This is a genomic window from Vreelandella hamiltonii (assembly GCF_014651775.1).
GTDB lineage: Bacteria > Pseudomonadota > Gammaproteobacteria > Pseudomonadales > Halomonadaceae > Vreelandella > Vreelandella hamiltonii.
Genome location: NZ_BMXN01000049.1, coordinates 1 through 3,831 on the forward strand (window position 1 = coordinate 1; position 3,831 = coordinate 3,831).

Sequence of the window (3,831 nt, forward strand, 5' to 3'; positions counted from 1 at the left end):
TATGTTGGGCATGGCACTGTCTGGGTGAATGGCGATAATGGCTATATTGCCATGCAGGTCAGTGGGTTAGAAGTGCTTCCGGGGGCCGGTCTCACGGATTCAGGAGCTTGTTAGAGCCATGCTGCCTTATTATGCCGCGTTACTGGTTGTACTAATCATTCTGATAGCATTTCCCAGCATTGTTACGTGGTTACCTAACATCACTGCCGTACGCGGCAATTGATCATAGCCTCTACTACTATCTAGAAAACTGGCCACCACCAAGGGGAGGTTAGGATGCGATTAATTCAATACTGCGATCAAGAACGGGTTCGGGTCGCGCTAGTGAAGAGCGCTGATACCGTCCAGCCGATTAATATTGAAGGTAGTACCTACGCCCTGACTCACGAGGCTATTAGCTCAGGAGTATCTCTTAAGCACTTAGTAGCAGAGTATCTTGGCGACGAGCTTATCGATTATCAGGCGCTAATAGATAAAAAACGCTTGTTGCCACCATTGGCTCACCCTGACCCAGCACACTGTTTGGTCACAGGCACTGGACTGACTCACTTGGGAAGCGCCAATACCCGTTCATCTATGCATACTAACGCTCAGGCAGCAAAAGAAGATATGACCGACTCCATGCGTATGTTCACGCTAGGTATGGAAGGCGGAAAACCCCAAGACGGTGAAGCCGGTACACAGCCTGAGTGGTTCTACAAAGGTGATGGCCAGTGTGTGGTGGCACCGGAAGCGGAAATCCCTTCACCCGCCTTTGCCGAGGATGCAGGCGAGGAGCCTGAGCTGGCGGGCCTTTACGTCATTGGCGAGGACGGCCTACCCTGGAGAGTGTGCTATGCGCTTGGTAACGAGTTTTCTGATCACGTGACCGAACGTTTCAACTATTTGTGGCTGGCTCACTCCAAACTACGCGCCTGCAGCTTTGGGCCCGAACTGTTGATCGGGGAATTGCCGGCTCATCTGGAAGGTAGCAGCAGCATCCGGCGCAGTGGTGAAACCGTGTGGGAGAAACCCTTTTTGACCGGCGAAGCCAACATGGCCCACATGTCTAGCCAACCTGGAGTATCACCATTTTAAATACTCCGGTTTCCGCCGTCCTGGCGATGTCCATGTGCATTTTTTTGGCACTGCGACGCTGAGCTTTACCGACGGTATCAAGGTGCGTGACGGCGATCGTTTTGAGATCAAAATCAAAGAGTTTGGTCGTGCCCTGCGCAACCCGCTTCGTGTGGAAGCTGACGCACCGGCCATCAACATAAAGTCGCTTTAACTTAATAATTTTAATTCACACATGATCCAGCAGGAGATGGTATGACTCTGGAAGGTAAATTACTGATTGGCCAGCAAGCCATCAGCGGCCAACAGGCTGACATTCACGCAGTGAACCCCGCGACTGGCGAAACACTAAGCCCCGCCTACCCTGGGGGCAGCAAAGCTGAAGTCGAGCAAGCCTGCGCTTTAGCCAAGGCGGCATTCGATAGCTATCGCGAAACTGGTTTAGAGGCACGCGCGACGTTTCTGGAAACTATTGCCGACGAGATCGAAGGGATCGGTGATGAGCTGATCGAGCGGGCCATGGCCGAGTCCGGCCTGCCCCGCCCGCGCTTAGAAGGCGAACGTGGCCGTACCTGTGGCCAGCTTCGTCTGTTTGCCTCGGTCGTACGCGCAGGAGAGTGGTTGGATGTTCGTATCGACCCTGCCCTGCCCAATCGCGAGCCGCTGCCCCGCGCCGACCTGCGTCAACGCCACATCGGCCTTGGCCCGGTGGCAGTGTTCGGCGCCAGCAACTTCCCACTCGCCTTCAGTGTGGCTGGTGGCGATACCGCTTCTGCGCTGGCGGCTGGCTGCCCTGTCGTGGTCAAGGGACACTCTGCCCACCCTGGCACTTCAGAGCTGGTAGGCCGTGCCATTCAGCGTGCCGTTGCCAAATGCGAACTCCCCGAAGGCGTTTTCTCGCTGCTGTTTGGCTCTGGCCGTGAGATCGGTCAGGCGCTGGTTGCCGACCAGCGCATTCAAGCCGTTGGTTTTACCGGTTCACGCAGTGGTGGCACGGCCTTGATGGCCACTGCCCAGGCACGGCCGCAGCCGATCCCCGTCTACGCAGAGATGAGTTCGATCAATCCGGTGTTTCTGCTACCGGAAGCCCTCAAGGCTCGCGGTAAAGCGATTGCTGAAGGGTTTGTCGGCTCACTCAACATGGGCGCCGGGCAGTTCTGCACAAATCCGGGGCTGGTTATTGCGATTGAAGGGCCAGAGCTGGATGCCTTTATTACGGCAGCTGGTGAAGCCGTTAAAGGTAGCGCTGCCCAAACCATGCTGACGCCAGGCATTCACGATGCTTACCAGCAGGGTGTTAATCGGCTCGCCAACCACGCCAAGGTCGCTGAGGTCGCGCGCGGGCAGGCAGGTGAGGCAGCTAACAACTGTCAAGCAGGGCTATTCGTTACCCAGGCAGAGGCATTCCTGAGTGACCCTGCCTTGCAAGAAGAGGTGTTCGGTTCCACCTCGCTGATCATAGCCTGTGCCGATGCTCAGGAAGTGGCCTGTGTAACGGCTCAGTTGGAAGGTCAACTCACCATTACGTTGCAGATGGATAATGGTGACTTGGCAACTGCCAAGCAACTGTTGCCAACGTTAGAGCGCAAAGCAGGACGTATTCTGGTCAATGGCTGGCCGACGGGTGTGGAAGTATGCCACGCCATGGTACACGGTGGACCTTATCCGGCAACGTCGGATTCACGTACCTCCTCAGTGGGCAGCGCTGCGATATTCCGCTTCCTGCGTCCGGTGTGCTACCAAGCGCTGCCAGAAGGCCTGCTGCCTGAGGCGATTCGTGATGGTAACCCTGACGGCATATCACGCCTGGTCGATGGAAAGCGTGAATAAATTGAATTTAAAAGATCATGTTTTAAGCTCTTGTCCTGACACCAAACCTTTAGCAAAGCAAACGCAACGAGGGCTCCCTCGCTGCGTTTTTTATTAGTGGTTAATACACAACTAACCCTCTATTTTATCACTTAACGAATTCACACTAATTTTTCGTGGGAATGCTAAAGTCATGGTCATTACGCCTGAGCTCCCTATCAAAGCCCTTTACGTTGAGGAATGTCGAGACCTTTTCCTCCACGCTTTGATCAGAAGCGGCGAACACCACAGAAGTATCACAGCGATACCTAGGCCTGCACTGATCGGACGTGCAAAGAAGCTCGTCAGATCTCCTCCTGTGCGCAGCATTGCGCTCATAAAGTTATTTTCAACAACGGATCCTAGCACCAAACCTAGTATCGCCGGGGCCATTGGAAAATCATTGACCGACAAAACATAAGCGATCAGCCCTACAATCAACATTAACCATACATCGACGATACTATTATTAATGGCAAAAGCACCGACAATACAAAAACAAAGTATGACTGGCATGAGTATCCGGCTAGGGGTGAGGATAAATATTTTGGAGAGACGAATCGCGATATACCCAATTGGCAGCATCATCAGGTTGGCCAAAATAAACACCATGAAAAGTGCGTATATTAGGCCACTACCATCCATAAAAATCGTTGGCCCGGGGTTCATACCCTTCATATACAACACGCCAATAACGATCGCGGTGATAGAGTCGCCGGGGATGCCGAATACAAGTGCAGGTACCCATGCTCCGCTGATCCCAGAGTTGTTGGCGGAACTGGCATCCACGATACCTTCGACATTTCCAGTGCCATATTTTTCTTTGTAACTATTCAGCACCGGTTGGCTGAGTCGGGGCTTCTTGCTGCATGAAGGCTGGCACCTCCCCCGCAAACAGTTGCTCCAGTGCGGTATGCGCCGCCACCC

2 protein-coding genes and 1 pseudogene are annotated in these 3,831 nt (G+C 53.7%); 2 read left to right on the forward strand and 1 reads right to left on the reverse strand.

Going from position 1 to position 3,831, the window contains the following annotated elements; genetic code table 11:
- Positions 1 to 276: 276 nt before the first annotated feature.
- Positions 277 to 1,270 (forward strand): annotated as a pseudogene (araD1, locus tag IE091_RS18225) (AraD1 family protein).
- A gap of 41 nt (positions 1,271 to 1,311) precedes the next feature.
- Entirely contained in the window at positions 1,312 to 2,886 is a 1,575-nt protein-coding gene (locus IE091_RS18230; RefSeq protein WP_189464314.1) for an aldehyde dehydrogenase (NADP(+)), read from the forward strand.
- A gap of 207 nt (positions 2,887 to 3,093) precedes the next feature.
- Here IE091_RS18230 and IE091_RS18235 read toward each other — a convergent pair whose 3' ends face one another.
- The gene (locus IE091_RS18235; RefSeq protein WP_229800904.1) at positions 3,094 to 3,744 is read right to left on the reverse strand and encodes a tripartite tricarboxylate transporter permease; all 651 of its coding nucleotides are present in this window, start codon (positions 3,742 to 3,744) and stop codon (positions 3,094 to 3,096) included.
- Between the last annotated feature and the right edge of the window lie 87 nt (positions 3,745 to 3,831).